Genomic DNA, 23,267 nt, shown 5'->3' on the forward strand with positions numbered 1-23,267 from the left:
TATTTGACTCTTATAAAATTGGAAACTTAATAGCATATCCTGAAACAAAATAACCAAACAAGAAATGCAGCAAATTTTTAATTTCATTATAAGAAACAGTAATCGATTGCTGTTTTTGCTGCTTTTAGGTATTTCGTTGGCACTCACAATTCAATCGCATTCTTTTCATAGAAGTAAAGTAATCAGCTCAGCTAATTTTTTAAGCGGAGGTGTTTATGAAAAAATCAATCATGTAAATGAATATTTGAATTTAAGAACCGAAAACGACGAACTTGTACTTGAAAACGCAAGATTAAAAAGTCTTTTATTCAATAAGGAAGACACTACAAAAATTCCTTTAGCTGATAGCGTAAAAGGAGTAAAACCTGCGGATATTATAGTTTCAAAAGTAATTCACAACTCATACAATACGCACGAAAACTACATTACTTTAAATTCCGGATCAAATGACGGAATCAAACAGGATATGGGGGTAATTAACAGTTTAGGAATTATTGGTGTAATTGATAATACCTCGCCAAGATACTCTACAGTAGTGAGTATTTTGAATATGAAATCTCATATTAATGCAAAACTAAAAAAGTCAAATCATTTTGGTTCGTTAACGTGGAATGGAAAGAGCACAGGATTTGTTCAGCTTGAAGATGTTCCTAGACTAGCTTCTATTAGAAAAGGCGATACCATTGTTACCGGTGGCCAATCTGTAATTTTTCCAGAAGGAATTAATATTGGTACGGTTGACAAAATTTCAATAAAAGAAAACACAAGTTACTATGTCATAAATGTTAAATTATTTAACGATATGACAAATTTAGGTCATGTATATATTATCAAGAGTAAGGACAGAGAAGAACTTATTAATTTAGAAAACAAGAGAAAGAATGAATAGCGCTGTGTTAGGCAATATTTTTCGATTTATTATTTTACTAGCAATTCAGATTGTTATTTTTAATAATATGAACTTATTAGGGTACATAAGTCCCTTCCCATACATCCTATACATTATTTTGTATCCGGTAAACAGTAATAGAGCGGGATTAATATTTTCTAGTTTTTTACTGGGTCTTACTATGGATATGTTTTGTAATTCAGGAGGAATTCATGCAACAGCCTGCGTTATCCTCGCCTATTACAGACCTTATATATTTAAATTTTCGTTTGGATTAAGTTATGAATATCAGACTATCAAGTTAAACGATTCATTAACTCCTGAACGATTTTCATTTATTTTTGTATCTGTTTTATTACACCATATCGTATTATTCATACTGGAAGCGTTTCAGTTTAAATTTATCTGGGATATTTTACTACGAACATTATTTAGCTCAATCTTTACAATAATCACCTCAATTATCATAATTTACCTTATTAAGCCTAATAAACGATGAGAAAAATTCTGCTGCCCTCTTTAATTATTATCGCAGCATCTCTGCTTGTGATGAGGGTATTTTATTTGCAAATTATAGACGATTCTTTTAAGTTAAAATCTGATAATAATGCAATCAAGAAGCAGTATGACTATCCTGAAAGAGGCTATATTTATGACCGAAACGGAAAGCTACTAGTTGCGAATCAAGCTTCTTATGACATCATGGTAATCCCGAGAGAGATTAAGGAAAACCTTAATATTGACGAATTTTGCACATTGCTTAATATTACCAGAGAAGATTATGAAAAGAGAATTGCAAAAGCCAAAGTATACAGCCCAAGATTACCGTCTGTATTTCTACCGCAATTAAACAAATCTGAATTTGCCGCTTTTCAGGAAAAAATCAGAAAATATGAAGGCTTTTATTTCCAGAAACGTTCTCTTCGTGATTATGAAGTAGATTATGGCGCCAATATTTTTGGTTCTATTCTACAGGTAAATGAAAAATTAATTGCTAAAAACCCTTATTACAATAGTGGTGACTTAATTGGAAGACAAGGTGTTGAAGAAAGCTACGAAGAAGTTTTACGTGGAATAAAAGGTGTAAAATACATCCAGAAAGACAAATACAACAGAGAAATTGGTTCTTATAAAGAAGGCAAATACGACACTATCGCTGTTGCCGGAGAAGACATTAATTTAACTATTGATGCTGAACTTCAAAAATATGGTGAAGAATTAATGATCAATAAAAGAGGTGGAATTGTTGCCCTTGAACCTAAAACAGGTGAAATTCTGGCATTAGTTACCGCTCCTTCTTATGATCCTGGTATTTTGGTGGGAAGGCAAAGATCTAAAAACTACACGCTTTTATATCATGATTCTATTGCAAAACCTTTATACGATAGAGGACTTTTGGCAGAATATCCTCCGGGCTCACCTTTTAAAATTCTGACGGGTTTGGTTGCATTACAAGAAGGTGTTGTTAATGAGCAAACTACTTTTATGTGTCACCACGGTTTTAGTTATGGTGGTGGTCGTTTTATGAAATGCCACGGCTTTGGACCTCATCAATTGCATAATGGGATTTACCTTTCCTGCAACACATACTTTGGCCAGGCGTATATGTTAACTATTAATAAATACAAAGACCCGGGCAAGGCAGTAGATGTTTGGAGTGATCACGTAAAAAGTTTTGGATTAGGTCAATTTATGGGCTATGATTTACCAACAGGTAAAAGAGGAAATATTCCAACTTCTAAGACATACAAAAAAATCTATCCTAATGGAGGCTGGAGAAGCTCAACGATTGTATCCAACGCTATTGGCCAGGGTGAGGTTTTAATGACTCCTATTCAGCTTGCTAATATGATGGCAACTGTTGCAAATCAAGGGTATTATTATACGCCTCATATCATTAAGAAAATTGAAGGCAAAAAAATCGATGCTAAGTTTACAACAAAACACGTAACTACAATTGATCAAAAATATTTCCCACCGGTCATAAGTGGTTTATTTGATGTTTACAACAAAGGTACAGCTGCATCACTTAGAGTAAATGGAATTGATATTTGCGGAAAAACAGGTACAGCAGAAAACTTTGCTAAAATTAACGGAAAAAGAACTCAGCTTAAAGACCACTCTATATTTGTTGCTTTTGCTCCAAAAGACAACCCTAAAATTGCTATTGCAATTATGATTGAAAATGGAGGTTTTGGTGCTACAGTTGCAGGACCAATTGCTAGTTTAATGATCGAAAAATATTTAAGAAAAAAAATCACAAGGACTGATTTAGAAATTCGGGTATTAAACAAAAGTCTTGTAAGTGAATATGCAAAATTAGGAGGACCGACTGCAGCGAGCGCTATTGAATCTACTCCGAAAGACTCCGTTATGAGTGCAAAAATAGCAAAGCTGCCAAAAGTAGAAGTTAAAAAAGTCCTTTTAGATACCACCCAAGAAAATTAATACAATTATTTCAAATGAAAAACCAAAGTATAAAAAATAACATTGACTGGATAAGTGTTTTTATTTACACTGCGTTGGTAATATTGGGATGGCTAAACATTTATTCCTCTTCATTATTATCTACCGACGGAACCTATCAAAAACAGTTAATTTTTATTGGCTGTACCATTCCTTTGATTTTCATCGTACTTTTTGTTGACGGAAAGTTTTATGAAAAATACGCGAGTATCATTTTTGGGGTTTCATTATTATCCTTAGCCGGTTTGTTTCTTTTTGGAAAAACCATTGCGGGCCAAAGATGTTGGTATGCAATAGGAAGCTTTACAATACAGCCTTCTGAGTTTGCAAAAGCTGCTACAGCATTGGCATTAGCAAAATATTTAAGTGATACACAGATTAACCTGAAAGAAGTAAACAGACAGGTTCAGGCTTTGGCTATTGTTTTTCTACCAGTATTATTGATCTTACCTCAACCCGATCCAGGAAGTGCTTTAATCTACAGTATTTTTATTGTGGTTTTGTACAGAGAAGGATTACCTTCCTGGTATGTTTGGACTGGTTTTATCACTATCTTACTATTCGTTTTAACCCTTGTTTTAGAACCTTACGCAGTTATTTTAATTGCATTGGGAGTATTAATTATCATACATTTTAAAGGCAGGGCTGTCGATAGAAACATTCTTTTAAGCGGTATTTTACTAGCTGTTATTTCGGCTTTTGTTTTATCTGTAGACTATGTTTTCGACCATATTTTTAAGCAGCATCACCGTGACCGTTTTAATATTTTATTAGGTAAAACTGTCGATATGAAAGGTATTGGATACAATACTAACCAATCAGAAATTGCTATTGGATCCGGAGGCTGGATTGGAAAAGGCTTCTTAGAAGGAACTCAAACCAAAGGAGGATTCGTGCCTGAGCAACATACCGATTACATCTTTACAACTGTTGGTGAAGAATGGGGTTTTGCAGGATCTGTGGTGGTTATTGCACTTTTTGTGGGCTTACTATTAAGAGTAATTTATTTGGCCGAAAGACAAAAAACAAAATTCAGCAGAGTTTATGGCTATTGTGTGGCCGGAATTTTGTTTACTCACTTTTTTGTAAACATCGCAATGGTTATCGGGATTTTTCCAACCATTGGAGTTCCGCTTCCTTTCTTTTCTTATGGAGGTTCAGGACTTTGGGGATTCACTATTTTACTGTTTATCTTCTTAAAAATGGATGCAAATAAGGTAAATGAATGGTAGTCTTTTGAGACAAATTCCAAATATAAAAAATTCCAAATTCCAAATCCAAACCTTTTAATCGCTGGAGTAGTAACAGAAACCTTAAGTTTTTTTAGTTAAGCCGTGTTTGGTATCAGCTTCTATAAATTCGTTACTGAAAAGGCATGATAACTTCAATTAAAGAATAATCTCAAATACAACCTATAGCCCAAGGTTTCAACCTTGAGGTTACGTTGAGTTACGTATCGTAACCAGACAATGTTACACCTGCAACGTTTCCATATTATCAGTATCTAAAAATAATATTCAGGCATAAAAAAGTCCGAAGTTTAAACTTCGGACTTTTTTATATTTTTAATTTTCAATTATATCTTTTCGCTTGGTCTTTTCTTTAAAAGCTTTACTAAAACCGGGAAAGTAGAAATTATAACGATGATGATAATGATATATTCAATATGATGTTTTAGATCAATTCCTTGTTTTAAGAACACTCCGTATAAATAATGTCCTGCAAAAATCAGGATAAACGACCATAAGAAAGAGCTCAGGATATTATAAAACATGAATTTCTTTTTATCCATAGAAACAATACCCGCAATGATTGGTGCAAATGTTCTGAAAATTGGAAGAAAACGCGCGTATATAATAGCTTTCCCTCCATACTTTTCGAAGAAATCTTTAGATTGTAAAAGGTATTTTTTCTTAAACCAGAATGAATCTTCTTTTTTAAACAAATAGTATCCACTTTTGGCTCCAAACCAATATCCTGTCATATTTCCTAAAACCCCCATTATAGCAACAAGAGTTGAAAGCACAAATACATTTATAAAGTCAGCCGGAATATCAACTACATTTAGCATTAAGTCGCGGCTATAGATGCCCGCCAAGAAAAGTAAACTATCCCCCGGAAGGAAGAAACCTGCAAAAAGTCCTGTTTCAGCAAAAACTATAAACAAAACAATAAATAAACCAATTTGAACACCTCCGATGCTTAATGTAATATAAAATTCAGGGTTAATTAATTGACTCCAATCAAAATTATTCATAAATGCGTTTGGTTATATTTATAAGTTCGTGAAATTAACAATAATTTGCTTCAACACCAATAAATTGCTATATTTTAAAGATAAATTAACTATTTAAAAGCCCAAGTTTACACTTGGGCTCGTTAGATAATTATTCTCTTACATACTTGCAGCAAGAATGTAAATTTTCATAATCAGTATCTGTTGCTTTAACATCCTTAGTATCATGCCCTACTTTAGCAATAGCTTTATTCAAATCTTCAGGAGATGACTTTTCTTCATTTAAAATTACGGCAAGCTGATGTGAACTAATATCCCAGGTTGCTGACTTAACACCGGGAACAGCAAAAGCTGCTTTTTCGATTCTTTTTTTGCATTGCTCACAATTACCGTTTACCTCTGTAGTATATTTTAAATTCTTGTTCTTTTTAGTTTGAGCCTGAGCTGAAAATCCTAAAAAAGTGATCATTGCAATTAAAATTATATTTTTCATATTGTTTATTATTTATTGTTATTAAAATTGATTTTGAAACTGAACTTTTATTTTATTTTAAATCGTAATCCTGCGTAATACATTTGTCCAAAAATTGGAGCATACGCTATAGAAGCATCAAAGTTAGGACCAAATGGATTTTCGGCTCCTAAAATTGCTTTTTGTTGTTTATAGTTCCCTATGTTTTCTCCTCCAACATATACTTCTAAAACTGGAGAAATAATTCTTGTTACCTGAACATTCATCACAGCATACGAAGGTGAAAAATCAGGAAACTGATCTTCTACAGGATTCGATGCTGTGTAAGGCAATTGCTGTTTTCCTGACCAGTTAAAAGTATAATCAAACTTCCACTGTTTACCATCATTTAAGTTTGTTTCATATTCCAGATTTCCTAAAAAACGGTGTTTTGCCTGCAACGGACGCTGAAAAGTACCTGTTAAATAATCGGTTTGAATATCATAATATTTATATGCCGTTCTAAGATTCAAATTATGAATTAACTCATAATTAAACTCAAATTGAAAGCTATTTGCAAAAGAACTTCCTTTTAAATTATAAAAAGAAACTTCCTGCGGACTTTGCATTAAGTCTACAACTGCCTGGTTTTGAAAATCGGTACGATAGAAATCAAATCCGGCTTCGGCATTTTTATTAAAAAGTTTGAATTTCTGAGAAAAACTCACTCCGTAATTCCAGGCAATTTCAGGATTTAAACCATAAATTTTTCCGTTTGTATCTAAAATCGAAAACGTTCTTGAACTAGCAAAAAGCTGTTGATTCTCAGCAAAAATATTCGCTGAACGTTTTCCTCTTCCTGCAGAAAAACGAATTACACCATCTTTCCACGGATTATATCTCATATGCAAACGAGGCGTTACAAAAAATCCTAAACGATTATGATTGTCTACCCTTCCTCCTAAAATAAGGCTAAAATTATCTGCATTATCATAAGTATACTCAAAGAACGCCCCTACCGAATTATCAATTCTGCTGTAGTCATTTACATTCACAAATTCCTGATACTGATCATAAGTAAAATTTAAACCGGTCGAGAACTTATGCATCGTATTGTTTATAATCGAATTGAAAATTAAATTCGAATAAAAACTATTCTGCTTAATATCATACAAATTCAAACCAAAATAAGAGTTTTGATTGTGACTGTTAAAAGCATTCTGAAAACCAATACTCTGATAAGGCATATCTTTAAAAACATATCCAATCTTGGTAGAAACATCAAAACGTTCAGTATTGATTTCTGATCCCCAATAGTTTGTAGTTCCACGATCTCTGTCTTTATCGAAATCAACTTCTCCGGTTTGTTTTTTATCATTCATGTACCTGAAATTAATAAAACTAACCAAACCACTATCAGGATTATAATATTGATAACGGTTTAAAACATTGATCTGTTTCCCCAGAGGATTATCCAGAAAACCATCATCGTTCATGTCATTTTTTGCCACACGCGCATTTCCGTGTACAAATAAACTTGTCGCCCATTTATCAGATAACTTTTTATTAAAATGAGTATTCACCTCAAAACGCGCATCTGTAGAACCATAAACATTCAAAAAGAACGGAATGTCATTTAACGGTTTTAGAAGTTCTGTATTTATTTGGCCCGAAATACTTTCATAACCATTGATAACACTTCCTGCACCTTTGGTAATTTGTACACTCTCGATCCATGTTCCGGGTGTAAACGACAATCCGTAAGCCTGAGAAGCGCCACGTACCGAAGGAATATTTTCCTCGGTAATCATTAAATACGGACTCGTTAAGCCCAGCATTTTTATTTGCTTCGTTCCTGTTAAGGCATCAGAGAAATTAACATCGATAGATGGATTTGTCTCAAAACTTTCGGCCAGATTACAGCAGGCAGCTTTTAGCAATTCTTTGCTTGTAATAACACTTGTATTAGCAGTAAGGGTATAAGATTTTTTAATTCCTTTTTGCTTTTTGGTGATTTTTACTTCGTCCAGATCTTCTTGCGAAAAAGCAGTAGCAGAAAGTAAAATCATACCCAAAAGCATGATATTTTTTTTCATAAAAAAGATTTTAATGTAATTAGAAAAAGGCTGTTTTGTAGAAACTTTTCTAAATAAAAAACAGCATAGTACAAACCATAAAAGGCTTGATTCTAAACATTAAAATCAGGAATAAAAAATATATTGGCTATACAGCTTAAATAAAGGGGGTGCATTCGCATCAGAATAATACGAAATGATTTGATTGCTTTTGAAATTTGGAATTGACAGAAAAGCAACGGGTTTAAATTCCTGAACTACGGCTGGAAAAGCAAATTGAAAAAAGAAAAACTTAATAGTAGCATTATCAGATTTTTTCTCAAAATGAACCACTTTGTCTTTACAACAAGAAGATTTTTTTTCAGATGCACCACAACATTTCTTTTCAGGAGATGCAGTAACAGAAGTGTTTAATGAAACAGAAGCAATTTCGCCACCACAATAATGCACATCAAAAGCAAACCCAATGTTGGAAACCAACAATAGGAACGCTAAAAATAATCCTGTGCACTTTTTTAAATTCATTATGCAAAACTACCAAAAAAGAGTTAAAAAAAGATCTAATGAAATGTTATTTTTTAAGATTTTGCTGCTGATAATAAAATGCGGGTATAAATAACAATACAAAAATGGGCTGAATAATAAATCTTCTCACATAAAAAAGAAGCCAGTTCCAATCTCGAAAATAGTTAATTATTACAAAAAACATCCCTAAAAGCAATATCAAAAAAAATGCATACAAAATGGCGCTAAACTTCAGTATTTCAATCTCCTTAAATAAGGTATAAATAAGAAGTAAGGACAAAAGAGTATTAAGCAGATAACGAAATAATAATCCGCCAAAAAGTCTAAGAGAATCTATTGAGGGAAAAGGCGCATCTTTAAAATCAGATTCGAAATAAGTCAAAAAAGGATCATAAAACAATTTACTCTCAAAAGCTCTTATAACACCAAAACATACTATAATAAAGATTGCCGTTATAATCTTCCCTTTATGTTGAAGCAGTTTACTTAGCATATTTAGAGAATTTATTTACCCATATGATCCATAAGATAAAAACAGAACCATAAATAATGAGCGGAAAAAAAGTACCGTGTAAAAAATGATTGTACTGAGGAAAGTAAAACAACAACACAATCAAAAGAGCGATTCGAACAACATTTAGAATATAAATGAACAATATACCGAACAAAATATAAGACAGCGTTGTTTTTAGTTTTCCTGAAAAAGCAAGCACAAAAGAAATAAACAGGATTATAACACTCACAGCATTACATCCCTCAACAATTCGCACACTATAATGTTTATTGTACCAAACCTCTAACCAGGAATCGGTAATACTTTTATAAATTTTAATATCGCAATGAAACACATTCATTAATTGCGCGACATTTTTACCCACTATATTGGTTATTCCGTCAACATCATTTACATCAAAAGTATCGAGATACAATTTATAGACTAATGTAAGTACAATATAAGCAGCAAAAAAAGTGCTTATAAATATAAGGAAAGGCTTAAATTGAATGAGGTATTTTTTCAACAGAATTTTTTTTTCAAATTTATGTATTTTTGAGATTAGCTTTAAATACTTTTGTATAAAATTTTAAGATTATGACATTTCAGGAATTAGAACCAAAAATAAGCGCTATTGTAGCTGATACAAAATTAGTTAGAGACGAAAAATTATTGGCTATATGCCAACTATTAAATGCAAATATAGAATACTATAATTGGGTTGGTTTTTATTTCGCCAATCACGAAGCCAAAACTTTACATTTAGGTCCGTATGTAGGGGCAGAAACTGATCATACCGTGATCCCGTTTGGAAAAGGAATATGCGGACAAGTAGCGGAAAGCAACGCCAATTTTGTAGTGCCGGATGTTGCCGCACAAGACAATTATATAGCTTGTAGTTTTACAGTAAAATCTGAAATCGTAGTTCCTTTGTTTGTAAACGGTCAGAATATTGGTCAAATCGACATCGACAGTCACGTTATAGATCCTTTTACCGAAGCTGACGAACGTTTTCTAGAATTCGTAAATCAAGAAGTTGCCAAATTGTACTAAAAATAATACATTCGCGTAACTTTACTTTTAACCATTTTATGAAACTAATTTTACGCGTTTTCTTTTTCTGTATCATTTCAGCAAAATTACATTCTCAAACTGACGCTACTTTAGACAAAGTTATTTATCTGGATTCTAACTCTATAGAAACAACAGATGAAAACTATAAATATATAAGAGTAATAAAAGAATATTATTCCGGTAATAAAAAAACTTATACCGTTAAGGATTACTACAAATCAAAGAAATTACAGATGATTGGCACATCATCTGACAAGGACATTCTTAAAGAAGAAGGTCCTTTTGTGTATTATTACGAAAATGGTAATAAAGAATTAGCAGTCAGTTATTCAAAAACAAAAAAAACAGGAAAAGAGTTTAACTGGTATGAAGATGGAAATCCAAAATCTGAACTTGAATATTTTGAAAAAAAAGGTGAAGTACTTTTTAAAGTAAATAGCTTTTGGAATCCAGAAAAAGAGCAAACGGTAATAAATGGTAATGGCGAACTTAAAGAGCTAAACGAAGAATTTGAACAAAGCGGGAAAATAAAAAATGGCCTTCCTTATGGAATCTGGAAAGGAAAAGGCATAGAGACTCAATGTACATTTACAGAGAATTATGAAAACGGAAAACTAATATCCGGCGTAAGTATTGACTCTTTAAACATTGGTCATCATTATAAAATTATATTTCAGGAAGCCGAACCAAAATCCGGCATGCAATCTTTTTATAGAAGCATCTCCCAAAATATGGATCTTCCTGAAAACAAAATATGCGGCAGTATGTATATTTATTTTATTATCAATAAAGAAGGAAACCTTATTGAACTAAGAGTTTTAAAAGGACTTAGTACCGTTTTAAACGAAAGAGCAATAGCTACAATAATAAATGCTGGAAAATGGAATCCGAGACTAATAAGAGGCATACCTGCACAGGGGAGCTATTCAATACCTATTAGAATTGTAAAAAACAATCAATAAAATTCGTTTTTCCAAAAAAAAGTTCTAATTTTGCACCGTCTTACAAAAGATGTACGACATACATAAAAATCATTAAATAATATTGGAATGTATTTAACTAAAGAGAAAAAAGAAGAGATTTTTGCACAACACGGTGAAGCAACAAACACTGGAAAAGCAGAAGCTCAAATCGCATTGTTTACTTACAGAATTAGTCACTTAACTGAGCACTTGAAAAAAAATCGTCATGATTACAACACTGAGCGTTCATTAGTATTACTAGTAGGTAAAAGAAGATCGTTGCTTGATTACTTGAAAAAGAAAGAGATCAACAGATATCGTGAGATTATCAAAGTATTGAATATCAGAAAATAATCAATATAGAAAAGAGGTGCGAGAGTGCCTCTTTTTGTTTTTACAGATTGTATTTAATTACAAGCATTTTATAAGAAAAAAAGTTTGGTTTTTCATTGGGTTTTAGAATAAACAACAACTACACACAACAACTACAACACAACTAAAACCCATTGTATAACCAATAAGGAAAAATTATGATTCCACAATTATTTGTAGAAAAGATCGATTTAGGTGATGGCAGAAGCATCACAATCGAGACGGGTCGTTTAGCAAAACAAGCTGACGGTTCGGTAGTAGTAAGAATGGGCGACACGATGATACTTGCAACAGCAGTATCTGCACGTAGCGCTAACCCAGCGGTAGACTTTTTACCATTAACGGTAGATTACCGCGAAAAATTTGCAGCAGCTGGTCGTTTTCCAGGTGGTTTCTTCAAGAGAGAAGCTCGCCCAAGCGATAGCGAAGTATTAACAATGAGATTAGTAGACCGTGTTTTACGTCCGCTTTTCCCAGACGATTACCATGCTGAAACACAAGTTATGATTCAATTAATGTCTCATGACGAAGAAGTTATGCCTGATGCTTTAGCTGGTTTAGCTGCATCTGCTGCATTAGCTGTTTCAGATATTCCTTTTTACAACTTAATTTCTGAAGTACGTGTTGCACGTATCGACGGTAAATTTGTAATTAACCCAAGCAGAGAAGACTTAGCAAAATCTGACATCGACATGATGATTGGAGCTTCTATGGACTCAGTGGCTATGGTTGAAGGAGAAATGAAAGAAATCTCAGAAGCAGAAATGGTAGAAGCTATCAAATTTGCTCACGAAGCTATAAAAGTTCAAATTCAGGCTCAATTACGTTTACAAGCTGCTTTTGGTAAAAAAGAAACTCGTACTTACGAAGGTGAGAAAGAAAACGAAGAAATTTACAAAAAAGTAAAAGCTGCAGCTTACGATAAAATTTATGCTATTGCAAAAGTTGGTTCGGCTAAACACGAAAGAACTGCTGCATTTGCTGAAGTAAAAGAAGAAGTAAAAGCTTTATTTACTGAAGAAGAATTAGCTGCTGACGGAGATTTAGTTTCTAAATATTTCTACAAAACAAACAAAGAAGCTGTTCGTAATGTAGTATTAGAATTAGGTATTCGTTTAGATGGTAGAAAAACTACAGACATCAGACCAATCTGGTGTGAAACTGATTATTTACCAAGAGTTCACGGTTCATCTTTATTTACCCGTGGAGAAACTCAGGCATTAGCTACAGTAACCCTGGGAACTTCAAGAGAAGCGAATCAAATTGATTCTCCATCTGAACAAGGTGAAGAGAAATTCTACTTACACTATAACTTCCCTCCTTTCTCTACTGGTGAAGCAAAACCTCTAAGAGGAACTTCAAGAAGAGAAGTTGGTCACGGTAACTTAGCTCAAAGAGCTTTGAAAAACATGATCCCTGCTGATTGTCCTTACACTATCCGTATTGTATCTGAAGTATTGGAATCTAATGGTTCTTCTTCTATGGCAACGGTTTGCGCAGGAACAATGGCCTTGATGGATGCTGGAGTTCAAATGGTAAAACCAGTTTCTGGTATTGCTATGGGATTAATTACTGACGGTGAGAAATTTGCCGTATTGTCTGACATTTTAGGAGATGAAGATCACTTAGGAGATATGGACTTTAAAGTAACAGGAACTGCTGACGGTATTACAGCTTGTCAAATGGATATTAAGATCGATGGTTTACGTTACGACATTATGGAGCAGGCTTTAGGCCAAGCACGTGAAGGACGTTTACACATTTTAGGAAAATTAACTGAAACTATCGCTGCTCCTAGAGCTGATGTTAAAGCACATTCTCCAAAAATCATCACCAGAACTATTCCTGGAAACTTTATTGGAGCATTAATTGGACCTGGTGGAAAAGTAATTCAGGAATTACAAAAAGCCACAGGAACAACTATTGTGATCAACGAAGTTGATGAGCAAGGTGTTATTGAGATCTTAGGTACAGATCCTGCAGGAATTGAAGCGGTATTGGCAAAAATCCAATCAATTACTTTCAAACCTCAAATGGGAGAAGCTTACGAAGTAAAAGTAATTAAAATGCTTGATTTTGGAGCTGTAGTAGAATATACTGCTGCACCAGGAAACGAAGTATTGCTTCACGTATCTGAACTAGCTTGGGAACGTACTGAAAATGTTACTGATGTAGTAAACATGGGAGATGTATTCCAGGTGAAATATTTAGGACTTGATCCTAAAACAAGAAAAGAAAAAGTGTCAAGAAAAGCACTTTTACCAAGACCTCCACGTGAGGAGAAAAAAGAGTAATCAGATCTTAGTTTACTAAAGGTTTATTCATAGAAAACCCCAATTCATTTAGTTGAATTGGGGTTTTTCGTTTAAAATACCTAAACATTAAATCAATTAAAAAGCTTATTCTTCTTGAATGGAATTTTATTTCGAATTAAATAAGCATGATAACAACTTGGCACATCAAAAGTCCATTTTGGGAGAATCAGAATAATAAGCAACACATCAATATGACCGATAATTCCAAAAATAATAGCCAGCGAAAAAGTAATTCCGGAATAACCAAAACCAATCATTCCAACAAAAGCAAGCAATAGCGTTATTCCCCATAATTTAGACAACAACGCGTGCGTACAAGTTTCTTTCCCAAATTTCCAGAAACTAAAAACATACGTTAAAGCTTCCATTACAAAAATCAAAGTAATTGACCAGGCATTATTTATTATTATTTCAGGATTCAACAACCAGGAACACCACGCAACACAAAGCCAAAAAACCAAATCGGTCTGACTGTCCATCCTTCTAAGTTTTTCTGATGAAGTTACTAATCTTCGCGCCATAATTCCGTCAAAAATATCAGACAATAATCCAAGAAAGATCAAAACAATCAATTCTTTTCTAATTTCACTACCATAATTATAAGTTAGAGTTATTAAAACAGGCCCTAATAAAAGCCTGAAAGCAATAAGCAAAATTGGTATATTTTTCATTTGTTTATTTTTTATTTTTTGAATTGCCAGTTAAAAAAAGGAAGTTTGCGTTTTCCATTTGTATTCCAAAGACCAAATTGCATTCCTCTTAATTCTTTAGAATTGTTAAACAATCCAATTTGAATTCCGTTATGTCGCCTGGAAACATTCGATGTTCCAATTTGAATTCCATTACCAGAATCAGATATATTCGCCAGACCTGAAATACTTACACCAGAAAAACTCTTAGTACTTAATATTCCTCCAACAGAGAATCCATTCATTTTATTCATTCCTGAAATTATCGAAATATTCATCCCTCCTAATTCTGCACCACCCATAAATCCGCCTGAACTGATATTCAAGCCATTTATCCTAATATAAGTAGCTGTGCAATCATCAAAAAAAGCTACATTACTAATAACATTGTCATTAATCCCAACAACCAAAGATTCAAAAGGAACATTAATTGAAATTGTGAATAAAGCCACTGAAAGAGGACTGGCTTCAACATTTAATCCATTAATGGTTTGAAGCTTAATATTTTTGTTTTCATAATACCCCACTCCCAGTGCAAAGCCATTTACCTTATTGACTCTTTTAGATATTGGAGATAAACTAAAAATCTTTATACTATCGTTCCTTAAATTATTCGATTTCCATCTAAAATAATGCAAATCAACATCATTATCTCCAAATATTATTGAAGAACTTGCAGGAAGATTTTTTACCAAAGTATCTGTCTCTTTTGGCACATTATGCTGCCCAAAGCAAAAGCCATTAAACAATAAAATACCTATAAGTTGCGCTCTGTAAAAACTGCCAAAACATTTGACACTCATAATCTGATTTATTATTTTCATATTATTGTCTTTAAAATTACAAGGCAAACGTATTGCAATTATCACATACGGTTTTGCATAAATCAATAAAACTATTTGCTATATTTGTGATTATCGCAAAATCATGAAGTATCAGGAATCCTTATTAAAAGCAATTAGACTTAAAGTTTCTCCGTCGGTTTCTTTAATAGATGAGATAGGGGCTATATTAGAAATTAGTTATGATGCTTCACACCGCAGAATATCTCAAAAGAGTAAATTTTCTATAGATGAAGCAATTAAGCTTGCCCATCATTTTAATATCTCTTTAGACAATTTATTTTCTAATAAAGAGAAGGTCATTGTCGAGAAAACCATCGAAATAGAGACTTTAAAAGATATGCTTCAGTATTTTAAGTCTTCGGCAGAACAAGTTGAAATACTAACAAAGAATCCAGAAACCATATTGTATTATTCTGCAAAAGATATTCCGCTATTTTATTTTATGGACGGAACTATTCTATCTAAATTCAAAGCTTTTGTCTGGCTGAATCTTTTAAATACAAATCAGAAAAAAGTCTCTTTTGAGAATTTTGTTATCGAAGAATCGTTTACCGAGTTCATGCAAAAGCTAAAAAAAGCATACGAAAACACTTTTGTAAACGAAATCTGGAACGATACCACTATAAACAGTAGCCTACAGCAGATTCTGTATTTTCATGAAGCTGGTTTACTCGATTTAAAAAGCGCTAATGCACTTTGCAAAGACCTAAAAAGGATCATCAATTTAATACAGGAAAAATGCAACAAGCCCAATACCAATTTTGCTATTTATTATAACGAGTTGATTTTACTCAACAACAATATGCTCATTGAAACTAACGAGAAACTGACTATGTTTGTTCCTTATACGTTACTTGGTTATTTTATTACTGATAATGGCGACAGTTGTAAAAACGTACATCAGTTTTTTAAGCAGCAAATTAGCAATTCAAAGCCATTAGGACAATCAGGTATTAAAGAACAAAATTTATTCTTTAACAGAGCCATTAGAAAGATTGATTATTATATCGAAAAAATAAACTCTCAAGTTGATCTGTTTTTTTAAAAATAGATTTAATTAGAGATTCACATAGAAACCCAAATTGTTTAATCGAATTTGGTGTTTTTTACTTTCCTTAAATTCAACACAAATCTTTATTTATTTTTTTAACGGGAATTAAACTAAAAAAACACATTAATTTTATCCTTTATTCGAAGAAAAAAAATAACTTTAACCCACCAAAAATAAACATATTAACCCTAAAAACCCTATTATGACATTAAAAGTTGTTCAAAACAAAAAAATCAACTGTGAAGATTTTAAATTTAAAGATCCCCAAAATCTAACTTTCCCCATTCCTCCTCTGGCTTCGGCAAACTTTTATGATAATAAAGGAGTAAAAACCTTAAAGATCTGTGCTACTCTATACATCAATGCTGTAGAATCAGAAAAACCAACAGTGGATACAGCAATAGAAAAAGATGGTACTTTCACAATCTACTTTGACTATATATGGGACAAAGTTTCTCCGGACACTTATGATGTTTATTATGTAGAAACAGATTACACCTCTGACACTGTTGGGGATATCACAGAAGTTATCTCTTACTTACAATATACCGTTCCTACTGTAGGCGGCGGCTTAGGAGATGATCCAAAACTATCTAGAGGTACAAAGACAAGTTCGGCAGATTAATTCATCCATAGATAAATTTAAACTTATTATATATTTGCCACGTTTTTTAGAACTCTATTTTTTTGTGGCAAATATTTAATGACGATTAATCCATATAACATTCATACAATCCATTTTTTTTTGTGATTTTATAAAATGTCAATTAATGATTCAAAAAAAACACAACTTTCTTTTACCCTTTCTTTTCTTAACTTCAATTGCTTTATCACAGGAAAATTTGAATTATTTTGATATTGCTATTCAAAAAAAAGCAAGTTCATTAAAAAAAGAAATTAATTTTAAAAAAGCACAATCTTTTTTTTTTAAAGAAGAATGGGACTCTACATTGGTATATTCAATGAAACAATTGAATTTCGATTCTGATTTAGAGACAAAAGAATATTGCCATTATTTTAGAGGTTATTCATTAAAGAAGAAAGGACTTTACAAACAAGCACTCATTGAATTTGGCTTAATAGACAAATCTTTCCAATACTATTATCTAGTAGATTACAATGTTGGACATTTATTTCATTTTGAAAAAAAATTTGAAAAAGCAATTGTTTATTTTTTGAAATCCGAAAATGGAATACTGAATCACAATGATGAAAATGAAATAGCCAGTTTATATACAAATATTGGGATTTGCTATATGCATCTGAATAAATTTGACAATGCGGAATCTTATTTAAAAAAAGAGACTCTTTTAAACACTAAAAAAGCCACAAAAAGTTTAGTTCGATCCTATATAAATATTGCAAACTTTTATTACGAACAATATAAAGATCAACAAGGTATATATTACTTCCAGAAAGCCTATAAATTATCTAAAAATATAAAAGATTTCAAATTAAAAGAGAACTCAGCATTCAACATGGCTGTCGTAGAAGAAAATAGAAATAATTACAAAAAAGCTCTAGATTACAGAAAAGAAGCAGAAGATTGGAAAGATTCCTTAAACAACCAGAATAAAATATGGGCAGTCGCTGACTTTGAGAAAAAGTTTGCCGTTGCACAAAAACAAAAACAGATTAAAGTATTAGAGGTTGAAAACAAGTTAAAAGATACACAACGTAACAGTCTGTTTTTTGCTTCAATAGGATTATTATTAATTTTAACCGGAGGAGTTTATTTGTACGGTCAAAAAGTAAAAAATGCAAAAACTATTTTACTGCAAAAAAACAAACTCGACGAACTCAATGCTACAAAAGATCAGTTATTTTCTATTGTAAGTCATGATTTAAGATCGTCTGTAAATGCTTTAAAAACAAGCAATGCTAAATTATCTGCCACACTCGAAACTAAAAATTACGACGAGCTTCATAATCTTATTATCCAAAATAGTACTATTGCCAATGGCGCTTATAGCTTATTAGATAATTTGCTGCATTGGGCGATGCTGCAAACCAAACAGTTGTATTTTCACAAAGAATCTATTCACTTATATTCTATTGTACAGCAAATCGAATACAACTACAAACCTTTGCTTCTCGACAAAGCCATTACTTTTGAAAATTCGGTTTCGAAAAATATTTTTATTTTTGTAGATCTTGATTCTTTAAAAATCGTACTTCGAAACTTATTAGACAATGCGATTAAATTTTCTAATGAAAATGGCAAAATAAGTTTTTACACCCAGGAAACCAATCCTGATTTTTGCGATCTGATAATCGAAGATAACGGAATGGGAATGAGCGAAAACACTATTAAAGAATTACTACAAGAAGGAGAACTTTTAGCTAAAAAAAGCAACTCTGAAATTATAGGAACCGGTTTAGGGTTACAACTGTGTAAACAAATGACCAGGAAAAATAGCGGTACTTTAGCTACAGAAAGTGAGATTAATAAGGGAACTAAAATGATATTAAGTTTTCCAAAAACAAGAACAAATGGATAATATTAATGTTTTAATCATAGAAGACACTCCTGAACAAAGTGACGCTCTTGTTAAGGTTCTGGTAGAGAACAATTATACCATTACAGGCGTTGCCACCAACTTTACAGACGCATTAAAACTTTTTTACGAGAATACGACCGATATTGTTATCATTGACGTTTTTCTAGACGGAAAACCAGACGGAATTACCTTTGCGGAATCTATTAATATAATTCCAAACGCTTCAAAACCATTTGTATTTTTGACCAGTTCGCAGGATCGTCAGATTTTTGAAAGAGCAAAACTTACCAAGCCTTTTAGCTTTTTAATGAAACCTTTTAATGAACTTGAAATTCTATATGCCATAGAAATGGCCGTAGAGAAATTCTACGCTCAAACCAATGTTTTTATGAGCGAAGAACAAGATACTGTAGTGAGCAATGATTACTTGTTTATCAAGAAAAAAAACTCACTGAAAAAAGTAGCCATAAACGAAATTCTTTATATCGAAGTCGAAGAACGCTATTGCAATATTATTACCGAAAAAGAAAAATTTGTCATCCAGATCTCTTTGACTAAAATCAGTAATTTGCTTGACAAAAATAAATTTGTAAAAACGCATCGCAACACAATCGTGAATACCGATAAAATTGAAGAAATTATTCTGGCAGATAATCTCATTATCCTAAAAGGTGATCATAAAATAAACCTAAGCGATACGTATAAAGACTTTATCAAAAAGATGAATATTTTGTCTTAACAAAATCAACCTAAAAATAATAGTACCAAAAATCCTCTTCGAATGAAGGGGATTTTTTTTGGTTTGAAAGAAATATCCCAATTCATCCGGTTTTTTTAAAATTTCATGACACAAAAAATAGCTTTCATGACATTTTTAACCCCAAACAAAAAATTCAAAATTACTTTTACCCGCAGAAACCCCAAACAATATAACCGTAAATGAGAATCGCACTAACCAAACAACCAGACATGAAAATTTTATCTGTTCTAAAAAAAATAAAAAATAATCCTTGGGTTGGTATTGCTGTTTCTTTAACATTAATAATTCCGAGCTTATACGAAATCCTTGATGATGTTACTGTACTTCGAAAAGAATACATATTGCTTTTCTTTGGGTTTCCCTTATATATAAAATCATTAAAAAAAATATTCGACGATATGTTAGATGTCTATGATGACTTATCTGAGTAAAAAAAGTTTGCCCCCCTTTTTCAACAAAAAACACTTCACGCTTAAGCTTTTAAGCCTGAGTGTTTTTTTCTTTTAAATAAAAAATTATTTTTTTGTAACCTTTTTGTATCTCTTTACGTATAACTACTTGTACACTTAAAAATTGAGGAGACAAAAAACATGAGACAACTTAAAATCACCAAGCAGGTAACCAATCGTGAAACTGCATCGTTAGACAAATACCTACAAGAAATTGGAAAAGTTGACCTAATTACCGCTGATGAAGAGGTAGAATTAGCACAAAGAATAAAGGCTGGTGATCAAAGAGCTTTAGAAAAATTAACAAAAGCCAACCTACGTTTCGTTGTATCGGTTGCTAAACAATATCAAAATCAAGGATTAACTCTTCCGGATTTAATTAATGAAGGAAACTTAGGTTTAATTAAAGCGGCTCAACGTTTTGATGAAACTCGTGGTTTCAAATTCATCTCTTATGCTGTATGGTGGATTCGTCAATCGATCCTTCAGGCTTTGGCAGAACAATCGCGTATTGTTCGTTTACCATTAAACAAAATTGGTTCTATCAATAAAATCAACAAAATGTATGCGTTATTAGAGCAATCTAACGAGCGTCCGCCTTCTGCTGAAGAAATTGCAAAAGAACTTGACATGACTGTAAATGACGTAAAAGAGTCTATGAAAAACTCTGGTCGTCACTTATCTATGGATGCACCTCTTGTTGAAGGTGAAGATTCTAACCTTTATGACGTTTTACGTTCTGGCGAGTCTCCAAACCCTGACAGAGAGTTAATTCACGAATCATTGCGTACTGAAATCGAGCGTTCATTAGAAACATTAACTCCAAGAGAGGCAGATGTTGTTCGTTTGTATTTTGGTCTTGGCGATCAACACCCAATGACTTTAGAAGAAATTGGAGAAACTTTCGACTTAACTCGTGAGCGTGTTCGCCAGATTAAAGAAAAAGCAATTCGTAGATTAAAACATACTTCAAGAAGTAAAATTCTTAAAACTTATCTTGGGTAATCACCCAAAAACCAATATAGAAATTCCAAATTCCAACTATTGGGATTTGGAATTTATTGTGAAAGTACGTATATTGGTAATATAGCAAACAACAGTTTGATTGACTGTTCGTTTTTTGATTGATGATTGAAACTCCGGCTGATTACCGGAGTTTTTTATTTTATGTTGGATAGTTTTTTTTTAACCGCAAAGTCCGCAAAGGTTTTTACCTTTTGGATCTTGTAAAAACACAAAGTTCGCAAAGCATTGTGTTGATTAAACTTTGCAAACTTTGTAAATTTATCAAACCTTCAGCATAAAACTTTGCGGACTTTGTGGTTAAATTTCGATGTAAATCATAAAAAATCTATCTTTGCAAAAAATAACACTACACACAACTACACAAAATGAAGAATACACTTATTGCTCCTTCTGTTCTTGCAGCTGATTTTGCCAATTTACAACGTGATATCGAAATGATCAATAACAGTGAGGCTGATTGGTTTCATATTGATATTATGGATGGCGTTTTTGTTCCGAATATTTCTTTTGGGATGCCGGTTTTAGAAGCAATTTCAAGACATGCTAAAAAAACGATCGATGTACATTTGATGATTGTTGATCCGGATCGCTACATCAAGACTTTCGCAGATTTAGGCGCCAATATCCTGAGCGTACATTATGAAGCCTGTACACATTTACACAGAACACTTCAGGCCATTAAAGCCGAAGGCATGAAAGCGGGAGTTGCTATCAATCCTCATACTAATATCGACTTATTAGAAGATGTTATAAATGATATTGACTTGGTTTGTATCATGAGTGTGAATCCTGGTTTTGGAGGACAATCATTTATTGAAAATACTTATGCTAAAGTAAAAAAACTAAAAGATTTAATTACTCGTAAAAATGCTTCGACAATTATTGAAATTGACGGTGGTGTAACCAGTAAAAATGCAAAACAATTAGTAGAAGCCGGAGCTGATGTTTTGGTTGCCGGAAGCTTTGTTTTTAAAGCCGAAAACCCAACTCAGACTATTGCAGAATTAAAAGCTTTGACCACTTTCTAAGTTTAAAACAAATAAAATACCAAGCCGAAGAGAAATCTTCGGCTTTTTTATGTGATTCAATTTCCCCATAATCGGGTTATCTATATTGTGTCTCAACAGTTAAAACCGTTGGCAATTCTTCTGTGTGAAAAAAAATCTGCTTAATCTGCAAGATCTGCGTGAAAAAAAAATCTTTATAATCCTTTAATCTGTGGCTAAAAGCTTTAATCAATTCTGAAAAACATTGACTTTTCTATATCCCGTTAGACTAACGTTTCGATGTTTCTTAAAGAATTTATTGAGATGACTTTCGTCCGAAAATCCAAATTCTTCTACAATTTCATTTATTCTCATATCACTAAAACGCAATCGATGTTCTATTAGTCTTATTTTATAATTTGAAATAAAAGACTGAACTGTTTCTCCAGAATGATTTTTAAAATAACTGCTCAGATAAGTATCAGATATATCAAATTCCTTTGCTACTGCAGAAGCTTTTAATTTTTGAGGACAAAAAATATGAGCCTGAATGTAATTGATAATTTCCAGAATTCTTTTATCGGCACTTTCTTTTACCCCTGTTGGTTTTATTTTTGCAATGTTTCTGGCAGCAATTACAATAAGGGCATTTACATAATGTGTGATTAAATCTTCATCATAAATATCCTTATTATCTATAGCATGAATCAAGGAATCTGAAATTGACTTTACCAGGAATTCATCTGCTTTTCGTTTTAAAATACAACCCGATAAATGTGTTGCATAATGCAGCAAACATCCTATATGATCGATACTTTTTGATTTATATTCTTTTACATACTCACTATTAATCTTAACCAACAAAAATTCTGTCGTATTTACAATATCAAAATTATGGTAGTCATTTGGCGTCAGTAACATTAAATTTCCTGTTTGATAAGAAATACAATTGCCATTGATCTTAAGAAATCCATTTCCTGAAATAACATAAACCATCTGAAAAAAACTGAATTGCGAATTTACAATTGGGCACTCATCTACTTTTTTATAAAGTACCTCTACCGACTGATGCATATTTTCTTTTCTCATAACACAAAAGTAC

General features: G+C 32.4%; 24 protein-coding genes. 15 read left to right on the plus strand and 9 right to left on the minus strand.

The annotated features are described in order from the left end of the window. Positions 1-64 precede the first annotated feature (64 nt). The 4 genes from mreC to rodA are packed head-to-tail and all read left to right on the plus strand — an operon-like array spanning position 65 to position 4,587. Complete coding sequence (mreC, locus tag GIY83_RS17595) at positions 65-889, plus strand: rod shape-determining protein MreC (RefSeq protein ID WP_194615907.1); 825 nt, start codon at positions 65-67, stop codon at positions 887-889. Beyond that, positions 882-1,388, plus strand: coding sequence for a rod shape-determining protein MreD (locus GIY83_RS24965; RefSeq protein ID WP_228520401.1), 507 nt, complete (start codon positions 882-884; stop codon positions 1,386-1,388). Before mreC ends, GIY83_RS24965 begins: the two co-directional genes overlap by 8 nt. Beyond that, positions 1,385-3,337: a penicillin-binding protein 2 gene (mrdA, locus tag GIY83_RS17600; RefSeq protein ID WP_194615906.1), complete on the plus strand. Its 1,953-nt coding sequence runs from the start codon at positions 1,385-1,387 to the stop codon at positions 3,335-3,337. Before GIY83_RS24965 ends, mrdA begins: the two co-directional genes overlap by 4 nt. 14 nt (positions 3,338-3,351) lie before the next feature. Then, a complete protein-coding gene (rodA, locus tag GIY83_RS17605; protein ID WP_194615905.1) occupies positions 3,352-4,587 on the plus strand; it encodes a rod shape-determining protein RodA in 1,236 nt (411 codons plus the stop codon). 344 nt (positions 4,588-4,931) lie between these two features. Here rodA and GIY83_RS17610 read toward each other — a convergent pair whose 3' ends face one another. From GIY83_RS17610 to xrtF, 6 genes are all read right to left on the minus strand, one after another. After that, positions 4,932-5,612 carry a DedA family protein gene (locus GIY83_RS17610; protein ID WP_194615904.1) on the minus strand — a complete coding sequence of 227 codons (681 nt, stop codon included), beginning with the start codon at positions 5,610-5,612 and terminating at the stop codon, positions 4,932-4,934. 130 nt (positions 5,613-5,742) lie between these two features. Continuing rightward, positions 5,743-6,084, minus strand: a complete 342-nt coding sequence (locus GIY83_RS17615; protein ID WP_194615903.1) for a heavy-metal-associated domain-containing protein — start codon at positions 6,082-6,084, stop codon at positions 5,743-5,745. A gap of 47 nt (positions 6,085-6,131) precedes the next feature. Then, positions 6,132-8,138 (minus strand): TonB-dependent siderophore receptor, encoded by a 2,007-nt coding sequence (locus tag GIY83_RS17620; protein WP_208682663.1) that lies wholly within the window; start codon positions 8,136-8,138, stop codon positions 6,132-6,134. A 105-nt stretch (positions 8,139-8,243) separates the two neighbouring features. Beyond that, complete coding sequence (locus GIY83_RS17625; RefSeq protein WP_208682664.1) at positions 8,244-8,642, minus strand: hypothetical protein; 399 nt, start codon at positions 8,640-8,642, stop codon at positions 8,244-8,246. A gap of 46 nt (positions 8,643-8,688) precedes the next feature. Next, positions 8,689-9,135 carry an exosortase F system-associated protein gene (locus GIY83_RS17630; protein ID WP_194615900.1) on the minus strand — a complete coding sequence of 149 codons (447 nt, stop codon included), beginning with the start codon at positions 9,133-9,135 and terminating at the stop codon, positions 8,689-8,691. Further along, positions 9,125-9,661, minus strand: coding sequence for an exosortase family protein XrtF (gene xrtF / locus GIY83_RS17635; protein WP_194615899.1), 537 nt, complete (start codon positions 9,659-9,661; stop codon positions 9,125-9,127). Before xrtF ends, GIY83_RS17630 begins: the two co-directional genes overlap by 11 nt. A gap of 71 nt (positions 9,662-9,732) precedes the next feature. Between xrtF and GIY83_RS17640 the strand changes: the two genes are divergently transcribed. The 4 genes from GIY83_RS17640 (at position 9,733) to GIY83_RS17655 (ending at position 13,837) form a co-directional block, all read left to right on the plus strand. Further along, positions 9,733-10,188: a GAF domain-containing protein gene (locus GIY83_RS17640; protein ID WP_208682665.1), complete on the plus strand. Its 456-nt coding sequence runs from the start codon at positions 9,733-9,735 to the stop codon at positions 10,186-10,188. Positions 10,189-10,226: 38 nt separating this feature from the next. Beyond that, a complete protein-coding gene (locus GIY83_RS17645) occupies positions 10,227-11,171 on the plus strand; it encodes an energy transducer TonB (RefSeq protein WP_194615897.1) in 945 nt (314 codons plus the stop codon). 87 nt (positions 11,172-11,258) lie between these two features. Then, positions 11,259-11,525: a 30S ribosomal protein S15 gene (gene rpsO / locus GIY83_RS17650; RefSeq protein ID WP_041516556.1), complete on the plus strand. Its 267-nt coding sequence runs from the start codon at positions 11,259-11,261 to the stop codon at positions 11,523-11,525. A gap of 176 nt (positions 11,526-11,701) precedes the next feature. Continuing rightward, positions 11,702-13,837: a polyribonucleotide nucleotidyltransferase gene (locus GIY83_RS17655; protein WP_208682667.1), complete on the plus strand. Its 2,136-nt coding sequence runs from the start codon at positions 11,702-11,704 to the stop codon at positions 13,835-13,837. A gap of 92 nt (positions 13,838-13,929) precedes the next feature. On the opposite strand, the gene GIY83_RS17660 is transcribed toward GIY83_RS17655, so the two are convergent. After that, the gene (locus tag GIY83_RS17660; RefSeq protein ID WP_208682669.1) at positions 13,930-14,529 is read right to left on the minus strand and encodes a CDP-alcohol phosphatidyltransferase family protein; all 600 of its coding nucleotides are present in this window, start codon (positions 14,527-14,529) and stop codon (positions 13,930-13,932) included. Between the two features lie 11 nt (positions 14,530-14,540). Beyond that, complete coding sequence (locus GIY83_RS17665; protein WP_208682671.1) at positions 14,541-15,371, minus strand: LA_2272 family surface repeat-containing protein; 831 nt, start codon at positions 15,369-15,371, stop codon at positions 14,541-14,543. Between the two features lie 103 nt (positions 15,372-15,474). Between GIY83_RS17665 and GIY83_RS17670 the strand changes: the two genes are divergently transcribed. From GIY83_RS17670 to rpe, 7 genes are all read left to right on the plus strand, one after another. Continuing rightward, positions 15,475-16,437, plus strand: a complete 963-nt coding sequence (locus tag GIY83_RS17670; RefSeq protein ID WP_208682673.1) for a hypothetical protein — start codon at positions 15,475-15,477, stop codon at positions 16,435-16,437. Positions 16,438-16,645: 208 nt separating this feature from the next. After that, the gene (locus GIY83_RS17675; protein WP_173970853.1) at positions 16,646-17,068 is read left to right on the plus strand and encodes a hypothetical protein; all 423 of its coding nucleotides are present in this window, start codon (positions 16,646-16,648) and stop codon (positions 17,066-17,068) included. A 145-nt stretch (positions 17,069-17,213) separates the two neighbouring features. Then, the gene (locus tag GIY83_RS17680) at positions 17,214-18,944 is read left to right on the plus strand and encodes an ATP-binding protein (RefSeq protein WP_208682675.1); all 1,731 of its coding nucleotides are present in this window, start codon (positions 17,214-17,216) and stop codon (positions 18,942-18,944) included. Beyond that, on the plus strand, positions 18,937-19,683 hold the full coding sequence (locus GIY83_RS17685; RefSeq protein WP_208682677.1) for a LytTR family DNA-binding domain-containing protein: 747 nt from the start codon (positions 18,937-18,939) through the stop codon (positions 19,681-19,683). Before GIY83_RS17680 ends, GIY83_RS17685 begins: the two co-directional genes overlap by 8 nt. Before the next feature lie 230 nt (positions 19,684-19,913). Continuing rightward, the gene (locus GIY83_RS17690) at positions 19,914-20,135 is read left to right on the plus strand and encodes a hypothetical protein (RefSeq protein WP_229029126.1); all 222 of its coding nucleotides are present in this window, start codon (positions 19,914-19,916) and stop codon (positions 20,133-20,135) included. A gap of 159 nt (positions 20,136-20,294) precedes the next feature. Further along, positions 20,295-21,158 (plus strand): RNA polymerase sigma factor RpoD/SigA, encoded by an 864-nt coding sequence (locus tag GIY83_RS17695; protein ID WP_007804760.1) that lies wholly within the window; start codon positions 20,295-20,297, stop codon positions 21,156-21,158. A 386-nt stretch (positions 21,159-21,544) separates the two neighbouring features. After that, positions 21,545-22,207 carry a ribulose-phosphate 3-epimerase gene (gene rpe, locus GIY83_RS17700; RefSeq protein WP_208682682.1) on the plus strand — a complete coding sequence of 221 codons (663 nt, stop codon included), beginning with the start codon at positions 21,545-21,547 and terminating at the stop codon, positions 22,205-22,207. Between the two features lie 207 nt (positions 22,208-22,414). Here the strand turns inward: rpe and GIY83_RS17705 are convergent, their stop codons facing one another. Beyond that, positions 22,415-23,254 carry an AraC family transcriptional regulator gene (locus tag GIY83_RS17705; protein ID WP_208682684.1) on the minus strand — a complete coding sequence of 280 codons (840 nt, stop codon included), beginning with the start codon at positions 23,252-23,254 and terminating at the stop codon, positions 22,415-22,417. Positions 23,255-23,267: the final 13 nt, after the last annotated feature.

Origin of the sequence: Flavobacterium sp. SLB02 (assembly GCF_009664855.1) — a bacterium.
Lineage (GTDB): Bacteria > Bacteroidota > Bacteroidia > Flavobacteriales > Flavobacteriaceae > Flavobacterium.